Raw genomic sequence first — 22,326 nt, 5'->3', positions numbered from 1 at the left:
AGAAAAAGTCAAGACGGCAATGAAACAAGTTCTGCTCACGGGGGGTACCGGTCTGATTGGTACACGACTCACCGAATTACTACTTGAACGCGGCTATGCCGTAGCCTACCTCACCCGGGGCAGTAAAAGCGAAGCCAGCATTGATCCGAAAGTCAAGCAGTATCGCTGGGACGTCAGTAAAAATGAACTCGATGAAAAAGCCCTCGCCGAAAGTCAGTACCTGATCCATCTGGCCGGAGCGGGCATCGCAGAAGGTCGCTGGACGGACGAACGCAAACAGGAAATTATCGACAGCCGTACGAAAACCATTGGACTGATCGCCCGCAAACTCCGCGAAACTGGCCATCGTTTTGAATCCTTCGTTTCCGCTTCGGGCATTAGCTATTACGGAGCCGATACGGGTGCCGAATGGCTCTCCGAACAATATACCCCTGGTATCGATTATTTGGCCGATGTGGTGGTGCAATGGGAAGCGGCGGCTGATGAATTGGCTGCTCTGGGGATTCGAACTTCCAAACTCCGTACGGGTATTGTGCTGGACACCAAGGGGGGAGCCTTGAAAAGTTTTCTGATTCCCGTGAAACTGGGGATTGGTTCGCCACTCGGCTCGGGAAAACAGTACATCAGCTGGATTCATACCGACGACCTCTGCCGAATGTACATCGAAGCTCTGGAAAACCCGAGCTGGACGGGAGCCTACAACGCCGTAGCCCCGCATCCCGTCACCAATGAAGAACTGGTACGTACCACGGCTGAAGTGCTGCATAAACCCTACTGGGCGCCCAAGGTTCCGGACTGGGTACTGAAGCCACTATTTGGGGAAATGGCCGTTGTGGTACTAGGAGGCAATTATGTCTTAAACCAGCGAATTCGGCTGGAAACCGATTTTCAATACCTGTATCCCGAACTCAAACCAGCCCTGGTATCAATTTTGAGTAAGTCGTAGGACTTTAGGTTTGGTGAGGTTTACGGTTTAATAAAGTTTGAGGTTTGAAAGGTTTAGGGGTGGAAAAATAGCAATGACGGTTCGAGCCGTTTTGAAGTTTGGAGAAGTTCATTCAAACCTTAAACCCTCTTAAACTTGATACCTTTCTCAAACGTCAAGCCACCTCAAACGCCTCCAACATTCACTCTTAAATACAGAGATCATGGTTTGGTTCATTACGGGTTGTTCATCGGGGTTTGGTCAGCAAATCGCCCGTCAACTCTTGCAAAAAGGCGAGCAGGTCGTTGCGACAGCCCGCCGCGTTGAAACGTTACAGGAATTAGGGGAATCCGAAAATCTACTTACCCTGCCGCTTGATATTACCGATCTGGAGGCAATCAATTCAGCCGTATCCTCGGCTCATGAACGCTTCGGTCGGATCGACGTACTGATCAACAACGCCGGCTATGGCTTGGGCGGGGGGCTGGAGGAAGTAAGTCAGGAAGAGTTACGAACGCAGTTTGACACGAATGTATTTGGTACCATCAATGTCACCAAAGCCGTGCTGCCCCTCATGCGGGAGCAGAAAAAAGGATACATCCAGGTGCTTTCGTCGATTGCGGGACTCGTCTCTACGCCGGGACTTTCGATGTACAACGGCTCCAAATACGCTCTGGAAGGAATTTTCGAAAGTGTAGCTCAGGAAATCAGACCCTTTGGAATCAAGGTGACGATTATTGAACCCGGACCATTCCGTACGGAATTTGCCGGTTCATCCATCAAAATGGCCGAACCCCTGCCGGAGTACGCCGAAACGGCCGGAAAGATTCGGGATTATTTCGAAAAAACGAATGGCAAACAGGTGGGCGATCCCGTAAAAGCCGCTGAAATTCTGATTGGACTGGCAGATCGTGAGGAGCCTCCGCTACGCCTACAACTGGGTGCCTGGGCCGTAGAGCGTTACCAGCAAAAACTGGAAAACGAACTCAAGCATAGCAAGGCCTGGGAAGACATCAGTCGTTCGGCTGATTATACGGAATAAGGTAAGTCGAAAGCCTCTTTTGAACCGTTTAGTTTGGTACTGTTTTACCAGGCTAAACGGTTTCTTTCGTTAATGACTGGGGCCAACGATGGCCACTCCATGAAGCAACTATTCCCGCAAAAAAGCACAGGCTCAAAGGCTAGTTCAGTCAGTATTCGACGTAACTGAAAGGGATTTAATAGGCTACGACTAAAATCCAGTTAAAGTATTACTTGACAACTTGACAAGAAAATCTTTACTTTGGATGATAACTATTTGGAAATTATGAAAACAATGACAGTCGGTGAAGTAAAAACCCATTTCTCGGAAGTCCTGAAAGAGGTGGAAGCCGGAGAGCGAATTGCCATCACCTTTGGCAAGAAGAAAGAAATCAAAGCCTTCCTGATTCCCAAAGAAGAAGAATTGCAACCCAGAACGCTGGGGATTTTACGCGGAAAAGGAAAGGTGGTTTTCAAGGATAATTATCAAATGACTGAAGAAGAGTTTCTCGAAGTATGACCTATTTGTTAGATACGCATGCCATGATCTGGGCCGTAACCGAACCCGAAAAACTATCCGAAAAGGTTAGACGGGTGCTGGAAGATCCCACCAACGAAATTGTCATCAGTACGATTAGTTTTTGGGAAATTTCCATTAAGTACGCTCTGGATAAATTAGATTTAGATGTATTTACCCCGCAGGATTTTCCCAAAGCTTGCCGGGAAATGCGGTTTTCCATTACGGAGTTTTCGGCGGAGGACGCCGCCAGCTATCATCAGTTAGCCTCCACGTACCACAAAGATCCCTTCGACCGGATGTTAATCTGGCAGGCCATTCAAAATCGGTACACGCTCATCAGTAACGATGATCAAATCAAAAAGTACGTGGTAGATGGGTTAAAGGTGATTTGGTAGGAAAGAAAACAAGCGTACTCCTTCTGCTTTTCACACCAAACAAAAAGGTTCGAAACACCTGGTCCCGAACCTTTTTGTAAGAAGTATTTTCTTCGGATTAGAAATCCCGGCGAATGCCCATACCCACGCCTAACGTGACGGGATGTATTTTGAGGTAATCACCTTGTAAGCCATTCATGACGCTTTTACGAACGAAGGTTTTTACATTCAGGGAAGTCTTCCGATTCAACCGATAATTAGCTCCTGCATTCGCCGTGGTACTGAGGGATATATTCCGGTAAATGCCATCTTTCGGACCGTATTCCGCCGGAGGAATACCGATGTACGAATCATCCACGAGCACGTTTCTCAGGAAAAAATCCGCTGATAACCCGCCCGAGACGAAGTAATTCAAACGCTTGCCGGGACGGAATTCATACCCCACACTTACCGGAACGGAGAGGTATTCAAACGTGTACCGGAAGGAGTTCGGGGTGTATAGTCCATTGGTCGCCTGCTGAGTCGAGCCCGGTGGAGCCGGGCTATTCGGCACCTGATCCGATTTATTATAGTTGAGCTGATAGGCAAACGCATTGCTGATGCCAGAACCCTGAATCAGTACCAGATTATTGTTCAGGGTCGAATGGCCGCGTAAAAATTGAACGCCACTTTCCAGGTACCAGTGCCGCGAGAGCCGAGCACCCGCTAGCCATTCCAGCTGATACGAAATATGCGTGCCTTTTTTCGTATAGTTGGGTTCTGATGTAGGGGTAACTCGCTGGGATAGTGGAGACTGGCTATACGAGAAACTGTCATACGCAGGAAAAGAAGTCACGGAACTTACGGAAGGATTAAACCGTATAATGCCAGCGTTCAGACTCATCCAAAATTTAGCCAGCGGTAGGCTTTTACCCGGTAAAACAGGCATGGCTACTGTGGGTTGCTTCGGCTGGGCCTTGATCGCGTATAAAGACCAGGGTTTGGTAGCGGCCTGCTGGAGCAGTAACGCTACTCGCGTTGCCGCGTTGCTATCCGTGGGAACAAGCGACAACGAAGACGGGGTAAGGGGTTGAATAATCCCTGCTGCGGGTGTGGTTGTATTGACGTTTAGATCAGTAATGACGCGTGTTGGCTTCTTAATGAACGTATTCCGATCCAATGTCCAGCGGGCTGTTGAATTAGAGCGTGAAACAGAACCAGGCGTAATCAATTTTTTTCGATTGGAGTTCTGTGACGAGGCTATGACTCCTGAGGCATCCGGTTTTCCCGTTGCCGGAAGCGGTGCAGCAGCAATCTGTCCCGAAACGTTAGTTTCCGGGCGGGTCACCGGACTTTTTCCCGAAGAGCGACCAGCGTTTTGAAGGGTTACCGCGGGCGTGGATGCAACCGAATCTTTTGTGGTGTCATTCCGATGGCTGTACCACCATCCCAGACTACCCAGACTTACCAGAAACAAGAGCACCACACCTACCCAGAAAAAGGGCAGGCCAATCGGCTGCTCAGGCGGAAGCTCCTGCTCAATGCGACTCCAAAGCCCTTCACTTGGGGGCTCGGAAGCTTCATCAAAAGCTTTACGCCATTGTTCTTCGAAATCGTTTGGTTCTATCTGGCTCATGCCCAGTATTCTTTAATGTCCATTTTCAGTCATACGGTGGTTCGTCAACATGCGTTGCAAGAGGCTCTTCGCCCGGCTATACTGCGATTTGGAAGTTCCTTCCGAAATACCCAGCATACTTGCAATTTCCTGGTGCTGATACCCTTCGATCGCATAGAGGTTGAATACCGCCCGACAGCCGGGAGGTAGTTCTTGAACAAGTTGGAGCAGGTCTTTCCAGTGAAGTTCTTCTGAAAACGTGGTAGCCACTTCCTCCGCTACATGGTCGAGTTCTTCAGTAAAACGATACCGGCGATTGTCCCGCAGGTAATTCAGCGTGGTATTGACTACAATGCGTTTGATCCAGGCCACTAAGGGGCACTCGAAGCGGAAGGTGTCAATTTTGTCAAAAACCTTGATGAAAGATTCCTGCAAAATGTCCTCGGCCTCGTCGCGGCTTTTGACGTAGCGGAGACATACCACCAGCATACGGCCCGCAAAGGCGTCGTATAGACGACGCTGCGAGACGCGATCCTTTCGGCGGCAGCCCATTACCAGCTCATGTTCATCAAAAACCATTCGTAAAGATCAAGCCATGTATTGCTCCTCCGGTTGGAGGACACGCTTGTTGAAAAAAAGGTTGGAACTTTCTTAAAATTTTTACTATAAGGCTAGAACGCCCCAATGAGTTCTATTTTTGTGCAATCCAAAACGAGTATTTCATTGGATCAGCCTTCACGGTGATACGTAAAAGTGTACGAAAGTAACGTTTTGGATTGATTAATTAATTCCGCCAATTTCTGTTAGAGCCTGTATGAAGACGTATGAAGAAAAATGTCTCTTTGAAATTGAGTTGTCCATTCATGAAATTGAGTCTTCATTAGGAACCGGCTTTGTATTCGAGGAAGAGGATACCAATGTACTTTTGCAAGAGACCCTGGAGCGGGAAATCAGGCTTATTGGCCGAGCACTGGGTCGCTTAGTAGAAATAAATTCGGTTATTACATTTACGGCGACGCAATCGATTCTTCAATTTTGCCATTCCCAGGAGGACTCGTGGGACCGTATTTGGACTTTACTAAAAACTCATTTGCCGTCCCTGAAAAAAGAGGTACAGCAATGGTTACATCACGAATGAAAGAGAAAATCAAAGCACTGGCCGCCGCTTACGCAATGGATTTTGTAGCGAACCGCCGGCATTTGCATAGTCATCCCGAGCTATCTTTTCAAGAATACGAAACGCAGAAATTTGTGGCTGCTCAGCTCCAAAGTCTGGGCATACAAGCGACGCCCTTGGCTAATACGGGATTGGTGGCTGTTATCGAAGGAAAAAATCCGGGGAAAAAGGTCGTAGGACTGCGAGCCGATATGGATGCGCTACCCATTCTGGAAGCCAATGATGTCGTCTACAAAAGTCAGAATCCGGGTGTCATGCACGCTTGTGGCCATGACGTACATACGGCTTCGCTGCTGGGCGTAGCCCGTATCTTAACGGAGCTAAAGGATGCATTTGAGGGGACCGTAAAACTGGTGTTTCAACCCGGTGAAGAGAAGGCCCCCGGGGGAGCTTCCATGATGATCCGGGAAGGTGTACTGCAAAATCCGGCTCCGGCGGGCATGATTGGTCAGCACGTAGCTCCGCAGATTCCCGTGGGTAAAATTGGGTTTCGGGAAGGGATGTACATGGCTTCTACCGACGAAATTTACCTAACCGTGAAAGGAAAGGGTGGGCACGGAGCGGCTCCCGATTCCTTAATCGATCCGGTACTCATTGCTTCGCATCTCATCGTAGCCTTACAGCAGGTTATTTCGCGGAATCGTCCGCCTAAATCTCCTTCGGTTCTTTCCTTTGGACGGGTAATCGCCGATGGAGCGACGAACGTTATTCCTAACGAAGTACACATTGAAGGTACCTTCCGTTGTATGGATGAGGTCTGGCGGGAAGAGGGTCTCCAGCGTATCCAGAAGCTGGCCGAAGGGTTAGCTGAAAGCATGGGAGCTACCTGTGTGGTAGACATTGTCCGGGGCTATCCGTACCTGGAAAACCATCCCGAGCTGACCCGTCGCTTGCGGGCGGAAGCAGGAGCCTATGTAGGGGAGGAGAATATTATCGATCTAGACATCTGGATGGCGGGCGAAGACTTCGCGTTTTACTCACAGGTAGTCGATTCTTGCTTCTATCGCCTGGGTACACGAAATGAAGATCGCGGCATCATCTCAGGTGTACATACGCCTACGTTCGATATTGACGAAAAGGCCTTGGAAATTGGAGCGGGGCTGATGAGCTGGCTAGCCATTCAGGAGCTGGAAAATTAGTTGCTGGATTTGGGTTGATCGTCGTTGGGTGAGGAGTGGAGGTAGATCAAAAGCTTTTTGAAAAAGTTGGTTTCTAACTACTCCTGCATTACGCTGAGGTTGGAAGAGTCAAACCCCGCAGGGATTCAATTGCAATAGCCATGGGTGAAACCCATGGTGTGCCCGTATCGGAATAATACCCTATACAAAGGAAATCCCCCGAGAGACTTCTCGGGGGATTTCCTTTTTCATTATCTGACAATACAAACAACTAAAATTACAAGACGGCCCGGAAGAAGATAAACAGCGTACCGGCCAGGAACATCGATACGGGCAGGGTCAGTACCCAGGCCAGAACAATGTTACGAATGGTACCGGCCTGCAAGTTTTTAATACCCTTGTTGGCCACCATACTTCCGGCAATTCCTGAGGAAAGAACGTGCGTAGTAGAAACGGGTAAACCCAATCCTGACGACAGACCGATGGTACTAGCGGCGACTAATTCGGCACTGGCACCCTGAGCGTAGGTCAGGTGTTGTTTACCAATTTTCTCTCCGACGGTTACTACAATACGTTTCCAACCCACCATGGTACCCAGACCTAAGGAAAGGGAAATCATCAAGATAACCCAGGTTGGGGCGTACTCCGTGTAAGATTTCATTGCCGACAGTGAACTGCTCAGTGTAGCGGCTTCGTCGCGGTTGAGCGTGAGGGCACCGTCTTTCTGAATTTTCGTCAAATCTCTTGAAATCAGAAGAATATCTTTTCTGGATTCCAGACGAAGCTGGGGAGGAATATGACCGTTCGTGGCCTTCATGACGCTATCCAGATCATTAATGCTGGCCTTAACCACCCGCAGACGTTCCTGATCTAACGTCGCCAGACGCGGCTCTTCAATCCGGTTGACGAGTTGCTGAATCTGTACCAGATTGGTTTGAAGGTGCGAGGTATCCTTGCTGGCATCCAGAGCAAAATAAGCGGGCGTGATACCGATCAAAATCAGCATGATCAAACCTACGCCTTTCTGTCCATCATTGGAGCCGTGAAAGAAACTAACACCCGTACAGGTCATAATCAGAATACCGCGAATCCAGGTTGGAGGCGTCTGATTTTTCTTGGGTTCTTTGAAAATGATGTCATTCTTCACGGTACGCTTCAGAATAAACATCAGAATAATCACCAGACTGAAACCTACCAGCGGCGATAGAAGTAGAGCAAAACCCGTTTCTTTCGCTTTGTCCCAGTTGACAGAACTCACGCCCGATACGTTTTCAGGCAACAGGGAGTAGGCCAGACCTACGCCCAGGATTGAGCCAATCAGTGTGTGGGAAGAAGAGGAGGGCAGACCAAAGTACCAGGTGCCCAGGTTCCAGATGATGGCACTCAGCAGTAGGGATAGGACCATCGCTACTGCGTGATAAACATTTTGGTCGATGAGCAGTTCAACCGGTAGCAAGTTTACAATGCCCATGGCAACGGTAATACCACCGAAGAACACGCCAAGGAAGTTACAGAATCCTGACCAAATTACTGCAATATTGGGTTTCAGGGAGTTAGTGTAGATTACGGTGGCTACGGCATTGGCCGTATCGTGAAAACCGTTCACGAATTCAAAGGCACACGCACAAAAAAGGCAGATACACAGAAGAAAGAAAATTCCAGTCTCTAAGCCGAACATAAGGAGTTAGGGGGCTATTTTGACGCGAAGCTACGGAAAGGGATCGGGCCTAATGTTAAGGAATTGTTAAGACTCTATGGATAGGGGACCTCTAACCCGAAACGTATGCTCGCGTAACGATTGGGGAAATAGGACTTTCGCCAATCGTTCGCTGAGAGTTGGGCGGTTTCTCCAGCGTATCCTTCGGAATGGTGCCGGAAATACAGAATTTTTACGAAAAGAAACAAATTTAGAAATTATTCAACCGTTACCGGCGCTGTTTTCGTCGCCAGCTGACCGCAGGCGGCATCGATGTCTTTTCCACGGCTACGACGAACCGTAATCGGGATATTCTTCTGCTCGATGAAGCGGGCAAATTTGGCCAGCGTCTGCGGGTCAGTATTCTTATACTGAGCGTTTTCGATGGGATTGTACTCGATGATGTTGATGTGGGCATTCGGAATGTGTTTGGCAAAATTCCAAAGTTCCTTCGCATCCTCCACCGAATCGTTGAAGTTATAAAAGAGAATATACTCCAGCGTAATCTTATTCCCCGTTTTATTATAGAAATACTTCAGGGCATCTTTCAAAGCTACCAACGTATTGCTTTCGTTGATGGGCATAATCTGATTCCGCTTGCTGTCGTTAGCAGCGTGCAGCGAAAGGGCCAGATTGAATTTCACCCCGTCATCACCCAGCTTCTGAATCATCTTGGCGATACCCGCCGTACTGACGGTAATGCGTTTGGGTGACATGTTCAGCCCTTCCGGCGAAGTGATATGATCCACCGACTTCAGCACGTTCGCGTAGTTGAGCAGAGGTTCGCCCATGCCCATGTACACGATGTTGGTTAGGGGTTGACCGTATTTTTGTTCGGCCTGGTTCTTGATCGTGACCACCTGATCGTAGATTTCAGCCGGGTCCAGGTTGCGTTCGCGATCCATGTAACCCGTCGCACAAAACTTACACGTCAGTGAGCAGCCTACCTGACTGGATACGCAGGCCGTCATTCGGTCGTCGGCGGGGATTAGTACGCCTTCAATCAGTTTCCCGTCGTAGAGCCGGAAAGCCGATTTAATGGTTTTATCGCTTGAAATTTGCTCTTTCGCAACGCTTAGGGGACGAATTTCAAAGTGAGTCTCGAGCAATTCCCGCGTTTTCTTGGAAAGATTGGTCATTTCCTCAAAACTACGGGCGGACTTTTTCCACAGCCATTCCAGAATCTGCTTCGCCCGGAATCCCTGTTCTCCCTGTTCGACCAAAAAGGCCTTCAACCCCTCTGCCGAGAGCTTACGAATATCTTGTTTAACGATGGTGTCCATTGCTCGTTTTTGGTAATACGTTGGTGCAACTGCTTTCTAAGGTATTGGGTTCCAGTGCGGTTATTCTTTTCGCAACTCTTCGACTTTTTCAATGAGTCGATCCCGCTTGGGAATGGCGTCGGATACTTTATCCAACACTTTCGGTGCGAAAGGCCGGATTACCGGATAGACATAACTGCCCGTCATCTGTTCGCGGTTGGGAAAGCCCATGCCCAGTGCCTGTAACAGCCACAAAAAAACGCTGATACCAAAGGCATACGTGAACAGACCCACTACGGCTCCAGCCATACTGTCGAAACTGCCGAAAATCGTGTAGCGGAGGCTTCTCCGCAGCAGCCATCCAAAGCGATTGATGGTAAAAATGACCAGCACGAAAATGCTCGAAAATCCGATGTACGGGAGAAATTTACGGCCTACGGTTTCACCCACGTAAGGGGATACAAAGGCAATCGCTTCGTTCAAAAGTTTAAAACCCAATATAAGCGAAACGACAAAAGCAATAACCGCAATAATCTCGACCAGTACGCCCCGTCGAAAGCCCGTGTACGCTCCATAAGCGAGCGGCACGAGTAGAAGCAGGTCAAGAAAATTAAAATTCATACAGTGGGTACGTGCGGGTAGGGTTTGAATGAGTTTTGAATTTGAGGTTTGATTGGTTTAACGTTTGAGTGGGGGTCGGAAGGCCCTGGGACTTTCTACTTCTGAGAATCAGAAAGAAGCATCCCTTCGATTCCTGCCTGTAATCCAGCCCGTTTTCGCCTGTTCACGGCCCGTCATACCCTACCACTTTTCAAACCCATACAAACGAACCAAGTCCCAAATTTTTCTTCAAACGACTTTAAACCAATCAAACTTCAAATCTGAAACGATCAAACTTCAATACTAGCTCAGCAACTGTTTCACCGTAGCCGAGATCGTTTTTCCTTCCGCCAGGCCCGCCAGTTCCTTGGTGGCTACGCCCATCACTTTACCTAAATCGCTGGGGCCACTGGCTCCTAGGCGAGTGATGATTTCCTGTAAACGGGCTTTCAGCTCCTCTTCCGTCAGCATTTTGGGTAGGAACTCCTCGATAACGGCGATTTCGCTGTACTCTTTATCGGCCAATTCCTGACGACCATTGCTTACGTAGGTTTCCGCGGAATCTTTCCGTTGCTTGACGGCCTTCATTAGAATTTTTGTTTCCTGCTCCGGCGTTAATTCGTGGGCCGTTCCGGCCGTTTCTTCCAGTAAAATAGCCGATTTAATGGCCCGCAAGGCTAATAAACGGGCTTGATTTTTAGCCAGCATCGCTGACTTGATTTGAGCTTCAATGGTTGATTTGAGTGACATGACCTAAAAATTCAGGGGTGGTCTATAGAAATTACAAGAGATTTACCGCAATATTTGGGGCGTTATTTAGAACTGTTCTTCGCAAAGAATGGTTCTCCACGCTGCAAAGTTACAAAATCTCAACCGCAGAAGGGGTTTTTTCGCAGTGATCCCCTGCTTATCATCCAGTCTATGCCTACGCGTCTTTCGGTAAACATTAATAAAGTAGCCACCCTGCGTAATTCCCGCGGTGGAAATAATCCCAATGTTGTTAAAGTAGCACTGGATTGCGAACGCTTTGGAGCGGAGGGGATTACGGTACACCCCCGGCCCGACGAACGGCACATTCGCTACCAGGATGTGCTGGATTTGAGTCAGGTACTGACGACGGAATTCAACATTGAGGGCAACCCAACCGAAAAGAAATTTGTGGACCTGGTACTGCAGGTAAAGCCCGCTCAGGTAACGCTGGTACCCGATGCATTGGGAGCAGTAACCTCCAACGCGGGTTGGGATACGATTGAGCACCGCAGCCGATTGATTGATCTGGTAGGTATGTTCAAGGAAGCGGGTATTCGTACGTCTATTTTCGTCGATGCCGACGAACGCATGGTGGAAGGAGCGGCGGAAACGGGTGCGGACCGCATTGAATTGTATACGGAACCTTACGCTCACCAATACTCCATTGATCAGTCGCTGGCACTGAATTCCTTTATCAAAGCGGCGGAACGGGCCAATGCCTTAGGACTTGGAATCAATGCCGGTCATGATTTGAGTCTGGACAACCTGCGGTATTTTCAGCAGAATATTCCGGGCTTGCTGGAAGTGTCCATCGGTCACGCCCTCATCTGCGATGCGCTGTATTATGGATTAGAGAATACGATTCAGCTCTATTTACGGGAAGCGAAAGCAGGTTTGATCTAACATTCCCTTACGTAAGAATAAGAAAAAAGCTCCGTGGAAACGGAGCTTTTTTGCTAATAAGTCGATACCTCTCTATGTACAAGAGAGGTACTTCAAAACTGTTGCTTTCCATTAGACGCTAAAAAGACCCAAAGCGTTGGAAGCCGCAAAAACTATTCATTTAATTCCAGCCAGTATCCATCCGGATCCTGCAGGAAAATCTGGCGAATACCGTCGGGTCGGGCCTTGGGGCCTCTGAAGGTCAGTCCCTTGCTGCGAAGAAACGCTTCGGTTTCTTCTATATCGGCCACTTTTACGGCAAAATGATTTTTTCGGGAACCCAGTACGGTTTCTTCCAGCGGTTCCGCCCGATTGCCCAACAGGTGTAACTGTTTGTTGCCACCTAAACTAAACCAGGCTCCTGGGAAGTCGAAAGCGGGGCGGGGTAGGGGTTCTAACTCCAGCACGTCCCGGTAAAACTGTATGCTTTGTTCGGCATCAGCCACGTACAGGGCCACATGGTCGAGCTCCAGAATGTTCATAGGCGTAAGATTCTTCAATTTCTTCGCGAAAGAAGCACAAACTTTAGAGAATGGACGGATTAATTTCAGGATTAATCGCAATTCTGAAAATTTGAAACCCGATCCTTTGTATTATTGACGGTGAAAAGCTGATTAATCTAAATTTTGTTTTGTAGATGTAGTAATCAGCCATAGTTTATTTGTAAGAGTACCCATCTTTCCATTTTGATTTCCTCTTAAAATTATTCGTATGCGTAAACTTTTCTTACTGGGCGTATCCCTGGCCTTTTCGTTCAATCTCTGGGCTCAGGGCATCTCCGGAGCTACGACGGGCCTGCAAAAAATGCCGGGTTATCTGAATCTGTACTGGGACGCCAAAAAAGGGAAAATGTATCTGGAGATCGACAAACTGGATACGGAAATTCTTTTTCATACGGCCTTGCCCGCCGGTATCGGTTCCAACGACATCGGCCTGGATCGTGGAAAAATCAGTGCCGGAAAAATCATCAAGTTTCAACGGTCGGGCCCGAAAGTACTGATGGTCGAACAGAATTACGGGTACCGTGCGACCTCGGGCGATAAAATGGAAATGCGGGCCGTCGAGCAGTCGTTCGCTCAATCCGTACTCTGGGGTTTTGATGTCATGGCCGAAGAAGGGAAGTCCGTACTAGTTGATGCCACTAACTTTTACCTACGTGATGGGTACGAAGCCGCTTCGGCGATTGCCCGAGCCAAGCAGGGTGTGTTTCGTCTGGACCCCAGCCGTTGTGCGTTCTACCTGCCCTACACGAAGAATTTCCCGGAAAATACGGAAGTAGAAGTAACCCTGACGCTAACGGGCGAACAGGCCGGTCCGTTTCTGCGGGAAGTCGTACCGACGCCAAACGCCATCACGATTCGGGAACATTACTCGTTCATTAAATTGCCCGATGCCGGGTATCAGCCCCGCGAGTTTGATCCCCGGGCGGGCATCAATTCCATTGAGTTTTTTGACTACTCCTCACCCTTTAGTACGCCCATTGCCAAACGCTACATTCGTCGGCATCGCTTGCAAAAGAAAAACCCCAATGCGGCGGTCTCTGAACCCATCAAGCCGATTGTTTACTACATGGACCCCGGTGCTCCCGAGCCCATTCGCTCGGCTTTGATGGACGGCATTTCCTGGTGGAATCAGGCCTACGAAGCTGCGGGTTTTAAGAATGCCTTTCAGGTGAAAGTACTGCCCGATACCGCCGATCCGATGGATATTCGCTACAACCTCGTGCAATGGGTACACCGTTCGACGCGGGGCTGGTCGTATGGCTTCAGCGTCGCCGATCCACGGACGGGTGAAATCATCAAAGGAAAAGTGACGCTGGGTTCCCTACGGGTACGTCAGGACTACCTGATTGCCAATGGACTGGTGGGCGAATACGAAGGCGACAAACCCAGTAAAGAAGCCGAAGAAATGGCTCTGGCCCGTCTGCGGCAACTCGGGGCCCATGAGACGGGTCATACCCTCGGCTTACCCCACAACTACGCTTCCAACCAAAACGACCGGGCTTCCGTCATGGATTATCCGCACCCGCTGGTGCGTATCATGGGGCAAAATAAGCTAAGTCTGTCCGATGCATATACCAAGCAGATTGGTGATTGGGATAAGATTGCCATTAACTACGCCTACCGGGAATTCAAAAACAAAGAGGAAGAAAAGAAGGGACTCAAGAAGATCATTGATGATTACATCGACAAAGGCTTTCTGTTCCTGAGTGATCAGGATGGACGGCCCGAAGGATCGGCTCATCCCATTACGCACTTATGGGACAATGGTAAAAATTCGGTAGAAGAGTTGAATCGGGTGATGCAGGTACGCCGGATTGCTTTGTCGAATTTCAGCGAGAAGAAAATTCCTGTTGGTGCTCCAATGGCTACGTTGGAAGAAGCCCTCGTCCCTCTGTACCTGTTTCATCGCTATCAGGTGGAAGCGGCCAGTAAGGTAGTAGGCGGCGTATTTTACACCTACGCCGTTCGTGGCGATAAGCAGAAGGTGATGGAGTACGTGAGTGGAGCCGAGCAGCGGCAGGCCCTGGATGCCTTGATGGCGACCCTGAAACCGGAAGAACTCGTACTGCCCGCTAACATCATCAAACTGATTCCGCCACGTCCGTATGGCTTCAACGAAAATTACCGGGAGGTTTTCAAAGACCGTACGGGTCTGACCTTCGATCCCTTGGCTCCCGCTGAAGCTGCGGCAGGAATGACGCTGCGATTCGTCCTGCAACACGAACGGGCCGCCCGTTTGATTGGAAATCATGCCATTGATAGCAGCTTGCCCGATTTCAGCGAAGTAGTAGATAAAGTAGTAGAAACCACCTGGAAGTCGGCCCCCCAGGCAGGCTACGCGGGTGAAGTACAACGCGTGGTGAACGGTGCCGTACTCGATCAGCTTATTCAACTGGCAGCTAATAAAGATGCAGCTAACCAAGTACGGGCTGTAGCTACGCTGAAACTGCAGGAATTGAAGGCGTGGTTGGGAAAAGCAACTACGAGTGACGGCAATCAAAAAGCTCAGTATCAATTTGCTCTGGCCCAGATTCAGCAGTTTGAAAGTAGCCCGGAAACGGTGGTGATTACGCCTCCCTCAAAAGAACCCGACGGAGCCCCCATCGGTAGCTTCGATGCGTATAGCTGTGAATGGTAGGGGCTGCCTATCAGGGCTATTTGAATCCCCACATGGTATACGGGGCTATGCAGATTAAACTCCTTCGGGTTGGGGTTGGATGGAAGAAAGGAGACCCGTACAAGTGGTGCTGGTTTCCAAAGCTGTACCACTTGTACTAGCCGTTGATAGCTACCTTCCAAACCGATACAAGTGCCCATACAGGGTACCGTACACGGCCTACGAATTCCAGAGGCGTTCCCTTCGAACGCTTAAAACCTTCTATTCAAAAAGTCATCCGCACGTTCTAAAACTAAAAATTTGGAACGTGCGGATTCAATCAACGATCCATCATCCTAAACCAAAACCATCCATGAAATCTTCTATTTCAATCCCGGCTCTGCTGGTATTGCTGGTAACGATGGGTTGCGGAATAGCCTCGGCCCAGCGCAAAAAGAAAGCTCCCGAAGCGACGGCAAATCTGCTCATCCCGGCTAAAAAGCTGGAGGCTCTCAAGCAGGAGTTAGCGGCAGAAATTGATAAAATGAAAGACTTCTCCGCCGAAATGAATGACATGGTCTTCAGCTTCGGCGAACTGGGCTTTCAGGAGCACGAGACGTCCAAGTACCTGACGGGCGTTCTGGAGAAAAACGGCTTTACCATTCAGCGCGGCATCGGTGGTATTCCAACGGCCTGGACAGCAACCTGGGGTAGCGGAAAACCTAAAATTGCCGTTGGCTCGGACATTGACTGTATTCCGAAAGCCTCGCAAAAGCCCGGCGTCGCCTACCACGATCCCATCATCGACGGAGCCCCTGGCCACGGGGAAGGCCATAATTCAGGCAATCCGCTGAATATTACCGCGGCCCTGGCTCTGAAGAAAATCATGGAACGGGAAAAGATTTCGGGTACGCTCATGCTTTGGCCGGGTGTGGCCGAAGAACAGGTAGGGACCAAGGCGTATTACATTCGGGACGGTTATTTCAAGGATGTAGACGCCTGTATCTTCACCCATGTCGGAAATAATCTGGGGGTTGTCTACGGAGATGTCGGTAACAACGGACTGGTTTCGGTCAAGTTCAATTTTGAAGGAGCCGCCGCTCACGCCGCCGGTGCTCCCTGGCGAGGCCGCAGTGCCCTGGACGCGGTAGAGCTGATGAACATTGGCTGGAATTTTAAGCGGGAGCACCTGTTGCCCACACAACGCTCGCATTACGTGATCGTGGACGGGGGCGATCAGCCCAACGTGGTGCCTTCCAAAGCTTCGGTATGGTATTACTTCCGGGAACGGAGTTACGATAAAATCAAACAGTTATTTGAGTACGGCGTGAAAATGGCGGAAGGTGCCTCCATCATGACTGATACCAAGTACACTTACGAAATACTGGGTTCGGCCTGGCCGGGACATTTCAGTAAGCCCATTGCCGAGGCGACCTTCAAAAATATTAAAAAGGTAGGGCTGCCGACCTGGTCTTCGGAAGATCAGACGCTGGCAAAAGCCATTCAGGAAGAATTGATGTCACCCGAGAAAAGCGGCCTGGCCGTTAAACTCGACAGTACCATCGAGCCACCCGTGGTATCGATGGGAGGGGGTTCTGACGATATTGCGGATATTTCCTGGTCCATGCCGACGATTGTCCTGCGGTACCCTTCCAATATTCCTGGGCTGCCCGGTCACCATTGGGCTAATGCGATCTCGATGGCCACGCCGATTGCTCACAAGGGGATTACTGCCGGAGCCAAGGTAGAAGCCATGACGATTCTGGATTTGCTCGTCAGTCCGGATCTGGTCAAAAACGCCTGGAACTATTACTCCGATGTGCAAACCAAGGACGTCAAATACGAACCCCTGGTACGGGAAACGGACAAACCCGCCATCCACCTCAATACCGAAATCATGGCGGAGTTTCGGGAGGAAATGAAAAAATACTACTACGATCCAACCAAATACAAATCGTACCTCGAACAACTAGGAATCAAGTACCCAACGGTTCGTACGAAGGAAACCAAAGCTAAATCCGAAAAGACGGAGAAATAAACTCAAACGTCCCGCCTGCTTCAGGCGGGACGTTTGAGTTTATAGGAATGGTTCATTTCCGCAGGGACTCAATCAGGCGTCCCAGTTTCTTCAGACTTTTATCGATTTCTGGCGTATACGGAGCCCCAAATGTGATTCGCAGGTAATTCGTAAACCGGGCATCCGTACTGAAGATATGCCCCGGAGCAATGCTAATCTTTTCGAGCCAGGCTTTTTCGTATACTTCAAACGCGTCGATGCCTGCTTCCAGCTCAATCCACAAAACGTACCCACCCTGCGGACGACTGACTTTCGTACTTCTGGGGAAATAGTCGGCAATAGCCTGTAAATACCGCAAACATTGCGTGTGGAGGGCTTTTCGCAGGTTTCGCATGTGTAAATCGTACCGACCCGTTTCAAAAAAAATGGCAATGGCCGCCTGCGTAGGCGTAGCCGAAGACACCGTATGCATGAGTTTAACACTCAGGACCTGTTCGAGAAAACGGCCCGGAATGCACCAGCCCACCCGGTACCCCGGAGCCAGCGTTTTGGATACCGATGAACAGAGCATGACCAGTCCCTGCGTATCGAAACTCTTGCAGGTACGGGGCCGGGTTTTACCGAAGTACATTTCTCCGTAAATGTCGTCTTCAATCAGCGGGATTTCCCGCGAAGCCAACAGTTTGACCAACTGCTTCTTGCGGTGATCGGGCATCAAAGCTCCCACCGGATTACAAAAATTAGGAACGAACAGGCAGGCCGCAATGGACGTTGTTTCCAAAGCCTGTTCCAGCAAATCGATTCGAATACCCTCGGTAGGATCGGTAGGAATTTCGAGTACCCGCAGCCCCAGACTTTTCATGACATTGAAAATGCCAAAGTAGGTCGGACTTTCAATGGCTACCGTATCGCCGGGTTTGGTAACGGCTTTCAGACAGAAGACCAGAGCCTCCATACAACCCTGCGTGGTTACTACCTCGTGTTCCGTAAGGGTGCCATTCCAGTTGAAGGCGTGTTTGGCAATCTGTTTCCGTAAGGTCAGGTTGCCGCGTAGTTCTTCGTAGGCCGTACAGCTGCTGGGGTTTTGCCGGAGGGCTTCCAGCATGGCTTTGTTGAGCTTGGCTTCGGGTAAGAGTTCCAGAGCCGGGGTGGCTACCGACAACTTGACTACATCGGTTTGCGAAAGGTTGTCGTACACGCGGCGAATCATGGCGTCGACGCTGACCTTTTCCGGCGAACGATTCACGGCCGGGGCGGGCAGGAGCTGCGGTACCCGCCTGGACGTATACCGGACGAAATACCCGGACTTGGGCCGGGCTTCGATCAGGCCCTTATTTTCCAGTTCGACGTACGCTTTGTAGGCAGTACTCAGACTGATGCCTTGTTCCAGACTCAGAGCCCGCAGAGATAAAAGTTTATCGCCCGTCTTGAGAACCTGGCTCTCCATTTGCTTTTCCAGCCGTTCGGCTACCTGAACGTATAGAAACTCTTCGGTAAGGGATGCGTTCGCCATAACGAAATAAAAGACAGCGATGGTAATCTGTTCGGAGTACAAAGGTAAAAGCCGGAAGCTGAAAGTATGGGTTTCATACTGAGAATCATACCGAAGATTTCTGGTATAATGGAAGTAAATCTGTTCTGCTTATATTTTAAAAATCTGCATCTGTTTTCGCTTGGAAAGAAACCCGAGTTTTGCGGCGTACTTTCCTGACTACGGCGATGCGAAACACTCAAAAAGCGTATGTAGCTCTGGCTACCATTTGTTTCCTCTGGGGCACGACCTACCTGGCCGCCCGTATTGGGGTGGCGGGCTTTCCGGCTCTGTTATTTATGGCTCTTCGAAATACGGCAGCCGGGTTGTTGTTACTCACGTTTGTCGTGATCCGATACCGGGCCGTGCCCGGCGGATGGTCCGATATTAAACTGCAAATCATTCCTGGCTTGTGTATGATTACCTTCGGAACGGGTATCGTGGGCTGGGCCGTACGCTTTATTCCGAGTGGGCTGGCGGCTCTCATTTGCTCGCTGATTCCTTTGTTTACCATCCTCATTCAACTCGTCATCCGACCGCAGGATAAGCTCAATGGCCGGATCGTTCTGGGGATGCTCATGGGTTTTCTGGGTGTACTACTGGTCTTTCGCGATCACATGAACTTCATGGCCGATCGGAAGTCGCTGATGGGCATTGGCGTAACGCTTTTCTCATGCCTGTCTTTTGCGAGTGGGGGGCTGTATACGCAAACGCACCGGGCTCAGTCCCATGCCTTCTTCAACGCGGCTATTCAAATGTTGGTCGGAGGCACGGGCCTTTTGGTACTCAGTGCTCTGGCGGAAGATTGGCAGCACCTGCCCTCGCTGAGCCTGACTTCGGGGCTGGCTTTGCTGTACCTAATTATCTTCGGATCGATCGTTGCGTTTGTGTCGTATCTGTACGCAATGTCCCAGTTGCCCGCGGGTTTAGTTTCGGTGTATGCCTACATTAATCCGCTGGTGGCCATTGTTTTAGGTTATTTGATTTTGCACGAACACGTCACCTGGATTACGGGACTGGCCTTTGCTATTACCATGGTGGGCGTGTATCTGGTCAATCAGGGGTACCGACGACAGCAGGAGAAAAAGAGAGCTTTGCTTGTCGAAGCAGCGGAGGCGTAAGTCCTTTTCATTGAATGAAAACAGCATGGGTAGGAAAGTCTATTCAACCCATGCCGGTTAAATAAAACAAAAAGATCGTCAGTCCTTCTATCATTCCTCCAATCATGACCAAAGCCGACTATATCCGATTTTATGATCGTGAACTGGCCAAACTTTCCAGTGAACTGCAGGCCTATCCGAATGAAGAAACGCTTTGGGCGGTAGTACCCGGAACCATTAATTCCGCCGGACATCTGGGGCAACACCTGATCGGTAATCTGAAAACCTATATTGGCCTGACGCTGGGTAAGGTGCCGTACCAACGCAACCGCGAAGCCGAGTTTACGCAGCAAGTTTTTTCACGTACCGCCTTACTAACGGAAGTAAATGCTTTGCCCGCCCTGATTCGGCAGTCCATCGAGCAGGTGGACGACCTCGAAGCTCCGTACCCAGCGGAGGTGCTGTCGATTTCCCCCGGGCAAAGCATTGCCGTAGCCCTAACGCATCTGCTTATGCATCTGGCCTATCATACCGGACAAATGAATTACCATCGCCGGTTCAGCTTCAAACGTTCCTGTAGTAAAAGCCATGAATTCATTTTTGCAAACGGACATTGAGCAGTGGGATGACCTGTTGGCAGAAGTCCGGTCCCAGGCTACGGCCTATCTTCAGAATATTGAATCCGTACCAACCAGCCCGCAGCTGCAGGATTTCGTCTCGGCTGAATTGCCCGCAGCGGGTTGGGGAACCGCTCAGGCGTTGGCCTTTTTCCGCCAGCATTACCAGCCCTGGATGGTAGCTAGTGCTGGCCCCCGGTACTGGGGTTATGTGGTGGGTGGTACCACGCCAGCGGCTATGGCGGGTGACTGGCTCACGTCCGTATTTGACGCGAATCCGCAGAGCCTTCAGGGAACGGGTGATCGCTCTGCCCAGTTGGAAGTCGAAACGATTCGAAGCATGCGGCAGCTGCTGGGCTTACCGGATACCTTCACGGGTGGGTTTGTATCGGGAGCGACGATGTCCATTTTCACGGGTCTAGCCGTAGCCCGGCAGTGGGCAGGCGTACAAATGGGTCAGGATATTGCTCGGAAAGGCCTGTCCGTGCAACCCATCGTTCTGGCGGCTACCCCGCACTCGGCCGTACGCAAAGCCATGGCGATGTTGGGAATGGGTAGTAATCGCCTGATCAAACTGCGGACACTCCCGGATCGTGAAGCCGTTGATCTGGAAGACTTGGAAGAAAAACTCCGCCAGTATCAGGGCCAGCCCATCATTGTCAGTACAAGTGCCGGAACGGTAAATACCGTCGATTTTGATGATTTCCTCGGCGTACAGCGACTCCGGCAGCAGTACCCATTCTGGTGGCACGTAGACGCGGCTTTTGGCGGGTTTGCGGCCTGCTCACCCCAATACGCCGACCGCTTGCGGGGCTGGGAAAATGCCGACAGTATCACCGTCGATTGCCACAAGTGGATGAATGTTCCGTACGATAGTGCCGTCATTTTCACGCAGCGGAAACATCAGCATTTGCAGGTACAAACCTTCCAGAATTCCAATGCTCCGTACCTGGGTGATCCGGACGAGGATTTTTCGTATCTAAATTTTCTACCTGACAACTCCCGTCGACTCCGGGCTTTACCCGCCTGGTTTAGTCTCATGGCCTATGGAAAAGCGGGTTTTGCGGATAGGGTCGAGCAGAGCGTACGCTGTGCCCAGCGACTGGGCGAGGCCCTCGAAACCAGTACAGATTTCCGGCTGGTAGCTCCGGTGCGGCTCAACGTCGTTTGTTTTACGCTTCGCCAAATGCCCGAACGGGCCGCTGAATTCTTAGCCTTGCTGAATCAGCGAGGGAAGGTATTTATAACACCAACGCTACTGGAAGGCACGTTTTGCCTGCGGGCCGCTTTCGTTAATTTCCGAACTACTGAATCGCACGTAGACGAAGCGTTGGAAGAGTTGTCCTGCGTTTTGCAGGTATTGAATGCCTAACAGAGCCTGAAAACAAGCGTGTGGGCCTGCCGAGAGATCGACAGGCTTCTTTTTTTTAGTGTGTTGACAACCAATACTATAGGTAATCGTAAACAATCGATTTATGGATTGTTTAAAAATAATATGGATTAGTTGTTTAAAATTAAATTGTGTACAATATATTTGCAGTTGTAAATGAATATGGAACAGCTCAAGCTTGATCAGCAACTTTGTTTTCCGCTGTACGCGGCGTCCCGGCTCGTTACGGGGTTGTATCGTCCCTTGCTGGAGGAACTTTCGCTGACGTATCCGCAGTATCTGGTATTACTGGTATTGTGGGAAAAAGAGTCGGTGACGGTAAAGGAATTAGGGGAGCAACTCTGGCTGGACAGTGGTACGTTGACGCCTTTGCTGAAAAGAATGCAGGAAAAAAATCTGGTAACCCGTACTCGCAGCAGCGACGATGAACGAGTGGTAAACATCACGTTAACGGAAGCCGGAAAAGACCTGCAAGCTCAGGCTGCGGCTATTCCCAATCAATTACTTAGCTGCCTGCATTTGGAGCCTGAACAGGCTATGCAACTACGGGAGCAATTGCAACATTTTTTAGTACAGCATACGCAAGTATTGTAA

At 49.9% G+C, this 22,326-nt stretch carries 21 protein-coding genes; 13 read left to right on the top strand and 8 right to left on the bottom strand.

The window, feature by feature from the left end; all coding sequences use genetic code 11:
• The first annotated feature begins 19 nt into the window (after window positions 1-19).
• From C5O19_RS15180 to C5O19_RS15165, 4 genes are all read left to right on the top strand, one after another.
• Window positions 20-946, top strand: coding sequence for a TIGR01777 family oxidoreductase (locus C5O19_RS15180; protein WP_104713670.1), 927 nt, complete (start codon window positions 20-22; stop codon window positions 944-946).
• Window positions 947-1,148: 202 nt separating this feature from the next.
• The gene (locus C5O19_RS15175; protein ID WP_104713667.1) at window positions 1,149-1,967 is read left to right on the top strand and encodes an oxidoreductase; all 819 of its coding nucleotides are present in this window, start codon (window positions 1,149-1,151) and stop codon (window positions 1,965-1,967) included.
• 264 nt (window positions 1,968-2,231) lie between these two features.
• Window positions 2,232-2,465 (top strand): type II toxin-antitoxin system Phd/YefM family antitoxin, encoded by a 234-nt coding sequence (locus C5O19_RS15170; RefSeq protein ID WP_094816900.1) that lies wholly within the window; start codon window positions 2,232-2,234, stop codon window positions 2,463-2,465.
• Window positions 2,462-2,860, top strand: coding sequence for a type II toxin-antitoxin system VapC family toxin (locus C5O19_RS15165; protein ID WP_104713664.1), 399 nt, complete (start codon window positions 2,462-2,464; stop codon window positions 2,858-2,860). The genes C5O19_RS15170 and C5O19_RS15165 overlap by 4 nt, the downstream gene beginning before the upstream one ends.
• A 97-nt stretch (window positions 2,861-2,957) precedes the next feature.
• Here the strand turns inward: C5O19_RS15165 and C5O19_RS15160 are convergent, their stop codons facing one another.
• On the bottom strand, window positions 2,958-4,454 hold the full coding sequence (locus tag C5O19_RS15160; protein WP_104713662.1) for an outer membrane beta-barrel protein: 1,497 nt from the start codon (window positions 4,452-4,454) through the stop codon (window positions 2,958-2,960).
• Between the two features lie 12 nt (window positions 4,455-4,466).
• Complete coding sequence (locus C5O19_RS15155; protein ID WP_104713660.1) at window positions 4,467-5,012, bottom strand: RNA polymerase sigma factor; 546 nt, start codon at window positions 5,010-5,012, stop codon at window positions 4,467-4,469.
• Window positions 5,013-5,247: 235 nt separating this feature from the next.
• On the opposite strand from C5O19_RS15155, the gene C5O19_RS15150 reads away from it, so the two are divergent.
• Window positions 5,248-5,571 (top strand): hypothetical protein, encoded by a 324-nt coding sequence (locus C5O19_RS15150; protein ID WP_104713658.1) that lies wholly within the window; start codon window positions 5,248-5,250, stop codon window positions 5,569-5,571.
• Window positions 5,568-6,749: a M20 metallopeptidase family protein gene (locus C5O19_RS15145; RefSeq protein WP_104713655.1), complete on the top strand. Its 1,182-nt coding sequence runs from the start codon at window positions 5,568-5,570 to the stop codon at window positions 6,747-6,749. The genes C5O19_RS15150 and C5O19_RS15145 overlap by 4 nt, the downstream gene beginning before the upstream one ends.
• 256 nt (window positions 6,750-7,005) lie before the next feature.
• Here the strand turns inward: C5O19_RS15145 and C5O19_RS15140 are convergent, their stop codons facing one another.
• The 4 genes from C5O19_RS15140 to C5O19_RS15125 all read right to left on the bottom strand — a co-directional run bounded on the left by C5O19_RS15140 (window position 7,006) and on the right by C5O19_RS15125 (window position 11,036).
• Entirely contained in the window at window positions 7,006-8,406 is a 1,401-nt protein-coding gene (locus tag C5O19_RS15140) for an inorganic phosphate transporter (protein ID WP_104713653.1), read from the bottom strand.
• 236 nt (window positions 8,407-8,642) lie between these two features.
• Window positions 8,643-9,707, bottom strand: a complete 1,065-nt coding sequence (gene rlmN, locus C5O19_RS15135; protein WP_104713651.1) for a 23S rRNA (adenine(2503)-C(2))-methyltransferase RlmN — start codon at window positions 9,705-9,707, stop codon at window positions 8,643-8,645.
• A 60-nt stretch (window positions 9,708-9,767) separates the two neighbouring features.
• Window positions 9,768-10,307: a CvpA family protein gene (locus C5O19_RS15130; RefSeq protein WP_104713649.1), complete on the bottom strand. Its 540-nt coding sequence runs from the start codon at window positions 10,305-10,307 to the stop codon at window positions 9,768-9,770.
• Between the two features lie 282 nt (window positions 10,308-10,589).
• Window positions 10,590-11,036, bottom strand: a complete 447-nt coding sequence (locus C5O19_RS15125; RefSeq protein WP_104713647.1) for a GatB/YqeY domain-containing protein — start codon at window positions 11,034-11,036, stop codon at window positions 10,590-10,592.
• Window positions 11,037-11,207: 171 nt separating this feature from the next.
• On the opposite strand from C5O19_RS15125, the gene C5O19_RS15120 reads away from it, so the two are divergent.
• Window positions 11,208-11,939 carry a pyridoxine 5'-phosphate synthase gene (locus tag C5O19_RS15120; protein ID WP_104713645.1) on the top strand — a complete coding sequence of 244 codons (732 nt, stop codon included), beginning with the start codon at window positions 11,208-11,210 and terminating at the stop codon, window positions 11,937-11,939.
• A 152-nt stretch (window positions 11,940-12,091) separates the two neighbouring features.
• On the opposite strand, the gene C5O19_RS15115 is transcribed toward C5O19_RS15120, so the two are convergent.
• Window positions 12,092-12,460: a VOC family protein gene (locus C5O19_RS15115; protein WP_104713642.1), complete on the bottom strand. Its 369-nt coding sequence runs from the start codon at window positions 12,458-12,460 to the stop codon at window positions 12,092-12,094.
• Window positions 12,461-12,689: 229 nt separating this feature from the next.
• Between C5O19_RS15115 and C5O19_RS15110 the strand changes: the two genes are divergently transcribed.
• Window positions 12,690-15,119, top strand: coding sequence for a zinc-dependent metalloprotease (locus tag C5O19_RS15110; RefSeq protein ID WP_104713639.1), 2,430 nt, complete (start codon window positions 12,690-12,692; stop codon window positions 15,117-15,119).
• 331 nt (window positions 15,120-15,450) lie between these two features.
• Window positions 15,451-17,115 carry an amidohydrolase gene (locus tag C5O19_RS15105; protein WP_104713637.1) on the top strand — a complete coding sequence of 555 codons (1,665 nt, stop codon included), beginning with the start codon at window positions 15,451-15,453 and terminating at the stop codon, window positions 17,113-17,115.
• A gap of 52 nt (window positions 17,116-17,167) precedes the next feature.
• Here C5O19_RS15105 and C5O19_RS15100 read toward each other — a convergent pair whose 3' ends face one another.
• Window positions 17,168-18,607, bottom strand: coding sequence for an aminotransferase-like domain-containing protein (locus C5O19_RS15100; RefSeq protein WP_104714132.1), 1,440 nt, complete (start codon window positions 18,605-18,607; stop codon window positions 17,168-17,170).
• Window positions 18,608-18,786: 179 nt separating this feature from the next.
• Here C5O19_RS15100 and C5O19_RS15095 point away from each other — a divergent pair, with 179 nt between their 5' ends.
• The 4 genes from C5O19_RS15095 to C5O19_RS15080 all read left to right on the top strand — a co-directional run bounded on the left by C5O19_RS15095 (window position 18,787) and on the right by C5O19_RS15080 (window position 22,326).
• Window positions 18,787-19,746, top strand: coding sequence for a DMT family transporter (locus C5O19_RS15095; protein WP_243406389.1), 960 nt, complete (start codon window positions 18,787-18,789; stop codon window positions 19,744-19,746).
• A gap of 104 nt (window positions 19,747-19,850) precedes the next feature.
• Window positions 19,851-20,342, top strand: coding sequence for a DUF1572 family protein (locus tag C5O19_RS15090; RefSeq protein WP_104713632.1), 492 nt, complete (start codon window positions 19,851-19,853; stop codon window positions 20,340-20,342).
• Window positions 20,314-21,714 carry a pyridoxal phosphate-dependent decarboxylase family protein gene (locus C5O19_RS15085; protein WP_104713629.1) on the top strand — a complete coding sequence of 467 codons (1,401 nt, stop codon included), beginning with the start codon at window positions 20,314-20,316 and terminating at the stop codon, window positions 21,712-21,714. Before C5O19_RS15090 ends, C5O19_RS15085 begins: the two co-directional genes overlap by 29 nt.
• A gap of 180 nt (window positions 21,715-21,894) precedes the next feature.
• On the top strand, window positions 21,895-22,326 hold the full coding sequence (locus C5O19_RS15080) for a MarR family winged helix-turn-helix transcriptional regulator (RefSeq protein ID WP_207766414.1): 432 nt from the start codon (window positions 21,895-21,897) through the stop codon (window positions 22,324-22,326).

It is taken from the genome of Siphonobacter curvatus, assembly GCF_002943425.1.
Classification (GTDB): Bacteria; Bacteroidota; Bacteroidia; order Cytophagales; family Spirosomataceae; genus Siphonobacter; species Siphonobacter curvatus.
This window is presented reverse-complemented; position numbering and strand designations above follow the sequence as displayed.

Bases quoted from the DNA above. Each gene is read 5' to 3' on its own strand.
- C5O19_RS15150 (WP_104713658.1), top strand. From the start codon at position 5,248: ATGAAGACGTATGAAGAAAAATGTCTCTTTGAAATTGAGTTGTCCATT.
- C5O19_RS15090 (WP_104713632.1), top strand. From the start codon at position 19,851: ATGACCAAAGCCGACTATATCCGATTTTATGATCGTGAACTGGCCAAA.
- C5O19_RS15085 (WP_104713629.1), top strand. From the start codon at position 20,314: ATGAATTCATTTTTGCAAACGGACATTGAGCAGTGGGATGACCTGTTG.
- C5O19_RS15120 (WP_104713645.1), top strand. From the start codon at position 11,208: ATGCCTACGCGTCTTTCGGTAAACATTAATAAAGTAGCCACCCTGCGT.
- rlmN (WP_104713651.1), bottom strand. From the start codon at position 9,707: ATGGACACCATCGTTAAACAAGATATTCGTAAGCTCTCGGCAGAGGGG.
- C5O19_RS15180 (WP_104713670.1), top strand. From the start codon at position 20: ATGAAACAAGTTCTGCTCACGGGGGGTACCGGTCTGATTGGTACACGA.
- C5O19_RS15175 (WP_104713667.1), top strand. From the start codon at position 1,149: ATGGTTTGGTTCATTACGGGTTGTTCATCGGGGTTTGGTCAGCAAATC.
- C5O19_RS15110 (WP_104713639.1), top strand. From the start codon at position 12,690: ATGCGTAAACTTTTCTTACTGGGCGTATCCCTGGCCTTTTCGTTCAAT.
- C5O19_RS15140 (WP_104713653.1), bottom strand. From the start codon at position 8,406: ATGTTCGGCTTAGAGACTGGAATTTTCTTTCTTCTGTGTATCTGCCTT.
- C5O19_RS15080 (WP_207766414.1), top strand. From the start codon at position 21,895: ATGGAACAGCTCAAGCTTGATCAGCAACTTTGTTTTCCGCTGTACGCG.
- C5O19_RS15170 (WP_094816900.1), top strand. From the start codon at position 2,232: ATGAAAACAATGACAGTCGGTGAAGTAAAAACCCATTTCTCGGAAGTC.
- C5O19_RS15125 (WP_104713647.1), bottom strand. From the start codon at position 11,036: ATGTCACTCAAATCAACCATTGAAGCTCAAATCAAGTCAGCGATGCTG.
- C5O19_RS15155 (WP_104713660.1), bottom strand. From the start codon at position 5,012: ATGGTTTTTGATGAACATGAGCTGGTAATGGGCTGCCGCCGAAAGGAT.
- C5O19_RS15130 (WP_104713649.1), bottom strand. From the start codon at position 10,307: ATGAATTTTAATTTTCTTGACCTGCTTCTACTCGTGCCGCTCGCTTAT.
- C5O19_RS15165 (WP_104713664.1), top strand. From the start codon at position 2,462: ATGACCTATTTGTTAGATACGCATGCCATGATCTGGGCCGTAACCGAA.
- C5O19_RS15105 (WP_104713637.1), top strand. From the start codon at position 15,451: ATGAAATCTTCTATTTCAATCCCGGCTCTGCTGGTATTGCTGGTAACG.
- C5O19_RS15115 (WP_104713642.1), bottom strand. From the start codon at position 12,460: ATGAACATTCTGGAGCTCGACCATGTGGCCCTGTACGTGGCTGATGCC.
- C5O19_RS15100 (WP_104714132.1), bottom strand. From the start codon at position 18,607: ATGGCGAACGCATCCCTTACCGAAGAGTTTCTATACGTTCAGGTAGCC.
- C5O19_RS15160 (WP_104713662.1), bottom strand. From the start codon at position 4,454: ATGAGCCAGATAGAACCAAACGATTTCGAAGAACAATGGCGTAAAGCT.
- C5O19_RS15145 (WP_104713655.1), top strand. From the start codon at position 5,568: ATGAAAGAGAAAATCAAAGCACTGGCCGCCGCTTACGCAATGGATTTT.